The sequence below is a fragment of the Arthrobacter sp. efr-133-TYG-104 genome, from assembly GCF_030208915.1.
In the GTDB taxonomy this organism is placed as follows: Bacteria; Actinomycetota; Actinomycetes; order Actinomycetales; family Micrococcaceae; genus Arthrobacter.
The window spans coordinates 40,523-46,676 of sequence record NZ_JARVTA010000036.1; the positions used below are offsets into that span (position 1 = coordinate 40,523).

General features: G+C 62.6%; 6 protein-coding genes, 4 tRNA genes and 1 riboswitch. Of the genes, 3 read left to right on the forward strand and 7 right to left on the reverse strand.

Annotation, left to right across the window (positions count from 1 at the left end; genetic code table 11):
* Window positions 1–64: 64 nt before the first annotated feature.
* A riboswitch (FMN riboswitch) is annotated at window positions 65–219 on the reverse strand.
* Between the two features lie 79 nt (window positions 220–298).
* The 7 genes from rpe to QRN04_RS17750 form a co-directional block, all read right to left on the reverse strand.
* A complete protein-coding gene (gene rpe / locus QRN04_RS17720) occupies window positions 299–973 on the reverse strand; it encodes a ribulose-phosphate 3-epimerase (protein WP_284977344.1) in 675 nt (224 codons plus the stop codon).
* Between the two features lie 81 nt (window positions 974–1,054).
* Window positions 1,055–2,599, reverse strand: coding sequence for an RsmB/NOP family class I SAM-dependent RNA methyltransferase (locus QRN04_RS17725; RefSeq protein WP_284977345.1), 1,545 nt, complete (start codon window positions 2,597–2,599; stop codon window positions 1,055–1,057).
* Complete coding sequence (gene fmt / locus QRN04_RS17730; protein ID WP_284977346.1) at window positions 2,596–3,516, reverse strand: methionyl-tRNA formyltransferase; 921 nt, start codon at window positions 3,514–3,516, stop codon at window positions 2,596–2,598. The genes QRN04_RS17725 and fmt overlap by 4 nt, the downstream gene beginning before the upstream one ends.
* Window positions 3,513–4,085, reverse strand: a complete 573-nt coding sequence (gene def / locus QRN04_RS17735; protein ID WP_284977347.1) for a peptide deformylase — start codon at window positions 4,083–4,085, stop codon at window positions 3,513–3,515. The genes fmt and def overlap by 4 nt, the downstream gene beginning before the upstream one ends.
* A gap of 50 nt (window positions 4,086–4,135) precedes the next feature.
* Window positions 4,136–5,038, reverse strand: coding sequence for a cytochrome (locus tag QRN04_RS17740; protein WP_284977348.1), 903 nt, complete (start codon window positions 5,036–5,038; stop codon window positions 4,136–4,138).
* 12 nt (window positions 5,039–5,050) lie between these two features.
* Window positions 5,051–5,215 (reverse strand): hypothetical protein, encoded by a 165-nt coding sequence (locus tag QRN04_RS17745; protein WP_284977349.1) that lies wholly within the window; start codon window positions 5,213–5,215, stop codon window positions 5,051–5,053.
* A 158-nt stretch (window positions 5,216–5,373) separates the two neighbouring features.
* Window positions 5,374–5,448 (reverse strand) — tRNA-Val (locus QRN04_RS17750).
* Window positions 5,449–5,758: 310 nt separating this feature from the next.
* On the opposite strand from QRN04_RS17750, the gene QRN04_RS17755 reads away from it, so the two are divergent.
* The 3 genes from QRN04_RS17755 (at window position 5,759) to QRN04_RS17765 (ending at window position 6,059) form a co-directional block, all read left to right on the forward strand.
* A tRNA-Gly gene (locus QRN04_RS17755) sits at window positions 5,759–5,831 on the forward strand.
* 45 nt (window positions 5,832–5,876) lie between these two features.
* Window positions 5,877–5,947: transfer RNA gene (locus tag QRN04_RS17760), tRNA-Cys, on the forward strand.
* Window positions 5,948–5,984: 37 nt separating this feature from the next.
* Window positions 5,985–6,059: transfer RNA gene (locus tag QRN04_RS17765), tRNA-Val, on the forward strand.
* Window positions 6,060–6,154 lie beyond the last annotated feature (95 nt).

Below are 6,154 nucleotides of genomic sequence, written 5' to 3' on the forward strand. Positions count from 1 at the left end.
TGACTCCGGGGGTGTACGACAGCGCACTGCGGGAGCGCCCGCAACGGGCGCCCACAGCATGACTGTACGTGCTTCTCCCATCCAGACTTTAACTGTCGGTACCGGAATTCCACCGGTTCAACCGTCCGCCGTCGGCTTCCAATCACTTGGAATCCGATGGCTCGCGGGTCGCGGACTATAACCGCCGGTTCGGACTTACACCGACCCCGGAGCACGTATGTGTTTTGCTATTCTGCCACAACTGCCAACGCGGCCAGGCTATTCCCGGCGATCTGCGTAACATGTGTGGCGGCGCCGGTCAGGCGCTTTGCGCGATGGCAGCTTGCCCTGCTGCGCGGAGCCGCTCGATCGCCATCGCCGGGTCCTGGTGACCATAGACGGCCGAGCCCGCAACAAATACGTTGGCGCCTGCCTCTGCGGCGCGGGTGATGGTCTCCTCCGTGATGCCGCCATCAACCTGTATGGCCACGCCAATCCCCGAGCCCTCAACCGCAGCGCGTGCACGCCGGATCTTGGGCAAGGTCATGTCCAGGAATGACTGGCCGCCAAAACCCGGTTCAACTGTCATGATGAGCAGCATGTCCAGCTCACCGAGCATGTCCAAGTACGGCTCCACCGCAGTGGCCGGCCGCAGCGCCATCCCTGCCTTGGATCCCCGGGCCCGGAGCTCACGGGCCAACTTGACCGGTGCCATGGCCGCTTCTGCATGGAACGTGACGGAAGCGACGCCGGCGTCCGCGTAGGCAGGCGCCCAGCGGTCGGCGTCGGAAATCATGAGGTGGACATCCAACGGAACCGGGCTGACCGCTTGTATCCGCTGAACCACGGGCAGGCCAAGGGTCAGGTTGGGCACGAAATGGTTGTCCATGACGTCCACGTGGACAGCATCGGCATTGCTGATCCGCTGCAGTTCCGACTCAAGGTTGACGAAGTCCGCGGACAGGATGCTCGGGTTGATACAGCACTGGGACAAGGCAGGCCCTTCAGGTAAATGGTTTCGGGAGCGACGGCGGCCGCGGCCCGCGCCGCGGACCCCGCAGAAGGCGTTCTGCGGTTAGGACTTCTTTCGGATAATGGCCATGAACATTGCATCTGTTTGGTGCACATGGGGCCACAGTTGGGCCATGAGCTCGTGTCCGGCCCCCAAGTTACCTGTGAGGCTGACATGGTCAAGTGCTCGTCCTGCATCCAGCAGTTCCAGGTCCGCCCGCTTCGCGAGGACGTCGCCCACCACAGTGGTTGTTTCAGCCGGGTGCGGAGAGCACGTCACGTAGGCAACCACCCCGCCGGGCTTGACGGCGTCAACAGCGGAATTCAACAGCTCACGCTGCAATGGGCCGAGGTCGGCAATGTCCTTCGGCGTCCGGCGCCACCTCGACTCCGGGCGCCGACGCAGGGCCCCGAGGCCGCTGCAGGGCACGTCCACCAGCACGCGGTCGAAGGATTCCGGCTGCTCGACGCCGACCTGCCGCCCGTCACCGGTCCGCACCGCCCATGCCTCCTCCGGCACAGCCGAGAGTGCTTGTTGAACCAGTTTTGCTCGATGCGGCGCAGGTTCGTTCGCCAAGAGCGTCGCGCCCTCGCGGTACGCCAAAGCTGCAAGGAGCGCCGCCTTTCCGCCCGGCCCCGCACACAGGTCCAGCCACCGTTCCCCGCCCTGTGTGGCACCCTCGAGGCTGATGCCAGCCAAGGCGCGCGCCACGAGTTGCGATCCGACATCCTGAACGCGCGTGGTCCCGCGCCGGACCGACTCGAAGCGACCCAGGTCACCGCCGGCCGAGAGTGCCGAATCTTCCACGAGCTCACCCGGAGTGGCGCCGTTCTCGAAGGCTTCCTCAAGGTCGCCCAGCCCGGGCAACGCCACGAGGTTCACCACGGGCGCAGCGTTATCGGCCTCCAGCAAGGAGTCAATCTCGGCTTTAGGACGTCCATGGTTAACCAACGATTGGCGCAACGCCCGCACGATCCATTCGGGGTGCGCATGGCGCAGGGCGGCGATTTTGGTCTCATCCGTTTCATCGTGGAGCAGGATGCCGAGCCATTCGTCGAACGTATGGGCCGTGACTTTACGGAGAACAGCATTAATGAGCGCGGACGGGCCTGCTCCGATAACTGCGCGCGCCAAACCAACGGTTTGGTCCAAGGCGGCGTGGGCCGGGACCCGCATGGAGAGTATCTGGTGGACACCGATCCGCAGCGCATCGAGAACTGCGGGGTCCAACTGGTCAAGCGGCCGGTCAACGCAACGGGCCAGGATGGCATCGTACGTACCCTGTCCCCGCAGGGCGCCATAGCTTAGCTCCGTAGCAAATCCTGCATCCCGGCGGTCGAGGCGGTGCTCGCGGATCCGGGCGGGAAGAACAAGGTTTGCGTAGGCGTCCTCAGAGGCCACGGCACGGAGGACTTCGAAAGCCACCAGGCGGGCCGGATCTGCCCTACGCGTGCGCTGGGACGGGGCGTTGTTCGAGAAGCCACGCTGCGGGCCCCTGTTACGCTCCCGGCCTTGGGCGTTCCGCCTGCTGTTGCCAGCGGCATCCCGGTTGCCACGTTCGTCCCGGTTGCCACTGCTGCTGGGCCCACGACGGCCGGACTCGTTCATTCGAATACCACTCTCTCGGGTGCTGCCAAGCCACGGGCCCAGTCGGCCGACGACATCATTTTCTTACCGGCCGGCTGAATCCGGCCCAGCTCTACTGCATGGGATCCAGTGCCCACCAGGACCGTGCCTGCGTCCACCTTGATGGTTCCTGGTGCAAGGTCCTTGACGTCGGGTCTTAGCCGAACTGGTTCAAGTTTGACCCTTTGGCCCTCCAACGTGGTCCAAGCTCCAGGCTCCGGGGTTACGCCCCGAGCCCGTCGATTCAGTGCCAGGGCAGGCTGCTGCCAGTCCAAGCGCCCGTCCTCCAGCGTCAGTTTGGGAGCCAAGGACACCTCCCCCGCTTGCGGTTGGGCAACGGCTCGTCCAGCATCGATCGCGGAGAGCGTCTGGCTCAGAAGGACTGCGCCGCTGTCCGAAAGCCGTTCGAGAAGCTGCCCGGCGGTGTCCTCCGGGTGAACCGTTTCGGTGAGGGTGCCAAAGACAGGCCCCGTATCAAGGCCTTTTTCGAGTTGGAAAGTTGCCGCGCCGGTGATGTCGTCGCCGGCAATGATGGAACGCTGCACCGGAGCGGCGCCGCGCCATGCCGGAAGGAGGGAAAAATGCAGGTTGACCCAACCATGCCGGGGTACTGCCAACGCAGCCGGGGGAACAATTCCGCCGTAGGCAACAATGGCCGCGACATCCGGGGCAAAGTCTGAGATGCGTTCGGTGGTCTCTGCATCCACCTTTGCTGCCCGGATGACCTCAATGCCGAGTTCCTCTGCACGCGCTGCTACGGGAGAGGGCGTCATGGTCCGCTTGCGCCCCACGGGCGCGTCCGGTCGGGTCAGGACAGCTACGACGTCGAACCCTGCCTTCACCAGTGCGTTCAGCGCCGGAACCGCGACGGCGGGAGTCCCGGCAAAAAGTACCCTCACTCGGGAACCCCGAAGCTGCCGCCACCGAAGCTGGAGCCCACGGTACCGGCCCGCTTGGTGGCCGTCTGCTCGGTGATGGCGTGATAGTTTGCATGGCGGATGGCGCGCAGGGCGGTCTTGCGGTCCTCCCCCTCCAACCGATCCGTGTACAAGATTCCGTCCAGGTGGTCTGTCTCGTGCTGGAAACAGCGTGCAAGCATCCCTTCAGCCTCCACCGACACCGGATTGCCGTGCAGGTCCACCCCGGTTACCCGTGTGCTCCGGTATCGGCGGACAGGGAATCCCAGTCCGGGGATCGAGAGGCAACCTTCAACCTGGTCGGGCTGGAAATCCTCGCTGTTTTCGAGCACGGGGTTGATGATGTGCCCCTCCACTCCACCGATCCGGTAGGTGAAGACGCGCTTGCTCACCCCGACTTGGGGAGCGGCCAGGCCTGCGCCGTCCACGTCCTCCATGGTTTCTGTCATGTCTGATACCAGCTTGGCAAGCTCGGGACCGAAATCAGTGACGGGATCAGCCACGGTGCGCAACACCGGATCCCCAATGATTCTGATACTCAAAATTGCCATGTACTGTCAGTCCTCACGATCGTCAAAGCAGGCCGCGGGTCTTGCGGAGCCTAAGCCAGTTTAGTGGAGGACACGAGGCGGGCGCTGTCCACGGGTGCCGGATTAGCCGCAGAGTAGACCGGCGGCGCGACCGGCAGCAGTGCCTGCCCAGCGGCCACCACATCCGCATTCATTTCCCAGACGCGGCGGAGGGCGCAGAACTTCCACCAGTGATGCTTGAGGATCTCAGGGTTTGCACGTTGGGGCCGGACCTCCGTTTCCCCGATGGCAACGGCAAGCAGCATGGGATTATCCCCATACGCCCAGGGCTCCCACTGGCCGGCAATGGGGTCAACCAAGCTCTCCTCCGCCTTCATCCCGGCGACAAGCTGCATGACGACTTTGTCGTCCAAGGCCTTCACGGTGCCCTCACGGGTTGTTCCCTTGGTCTTGTAATCGATCAGGCAGATCCGGCCGTTGATCCTTGCCACGAGGTCCAGCGTGCCCGCGTAGCCAACAGTCTTATTCCATACGGTTATTTCCGGTGCCAGCGGTTCCACCCGGTAAAGCTCCCACCATTCATCAAACCTTGCGGCGAAGGCTTGCTCACCGTGTGCGGCAAGCTCTTCCCGGCAATCTTGCATCCGGTGGGGAAGGCCAAGGGCCCTCAGTGCTACTTGCTCGCAGTAGGTGTGGACGCGGTCTCCCCGCGCAGCAGCTTGGTCACGGTATGCCTCCGCAGCCTTCGCTGCTTTGTTGACGGCCTGACGGATCCTGGCAGGGCTGCCAAGAAGCGCCGGAAGTTCGGGATCAGCAGCAAGACTGCTCGCACCCATGTAACTGAACCACCCGTCAAGCGCGTGGGCCTGTTGTCCTATGACGGTGGTGATGGAAGGGACCGAGAATTGCTCAGTGGTGGAGCGGGCATACATTCGTCCGTAGTCAGTAGCGTGGGCAAGCAGTGGAGCAGTCATACAAAGACTGTGTCACATGGCACCGACAGAATTCTCCGGCGGGAAGAGCATGAGTAGTTGTCCGGCCGGCAGGTTTTCGAGTTTTGCCGCCAGGATGGGGGCCTTGGCGGCGAGGTCAGCGGGCACCGCATACGGCAGAGGGACAGGACCAGCTGTTTGGGCTTCTTGTTCGCTCACGCTCAGCATGTGCAGCGTATGCGGACATCGTGACGTAAAAGTACTGAGGCTGAAAGGAAATCCTGCGCTAAGAACGAGCTGAAAGCTAAAAAGGAGTTAAAAAGGAAAACCTGTCCGGACTGCGATACCAGGTATTCCAGTCCGGACAGGCTCTCCGATGGTGGGCGATACTGGGTTCGAACCAGTGACCTCTTCGGTGTGAACGAAGCGCGCTACCACTGCGCCAATCGCCCCTGTGCACCAGCCTTTCGGCACATCCGGCCTCAAGGCCCAGGTGCATATAGAAGACTAACGGACACAGGCCCGAATGCAAAACCACCCAGATAGCCAATGGTGACTAGACGCCACCACTGAACAACATCGGTGAAATTACAATGATGAAACTCGCGGGAACCGCGTGAATACGCGCCATTTGCCGCCGTCGCACCACTTCCGTCCACCCCAAAATCCCGTGCGATTTGGAGTTTGATGCAACCTCCTATAGAGTTTTTACTCGTCGGAAAGCGACGGAATGCCCACTGGGCTGCCCGCCGAAACGGCACTGCGGACGTAGCTCAGCTGGTAGAGCACCACCTTGCCAAGGTGGATGTCGCGAGTTCGAATCTCGTCGTCCGCTCGCAAGGCACTGTCAAGGCACGAATTCCCCGGAATCTGCTTACACGGTGGGTTGGCCGAGAGGCGAGGCAGCGGCCTGCAAAGCCGTTTACACGGGTTCGAATCCCGTACCCACCTCGGTTAATCCATGCCTTCCGGCTCACGTCGGGAGAATGGGCGATTGGCGCAGCGGTAGCGCGCTTCCCTGACACGGAAGAGGTCACTGGTTCGATCCCAGTATCGCCCACCAGAACAAGGAAACTTGTTTGTTGTTGAGTGCCGGTTTTCCAGCAAACAACATGTGCGGACGTAGCTCAGCTGGTAGAGCACCACCTTGCCAAGGTG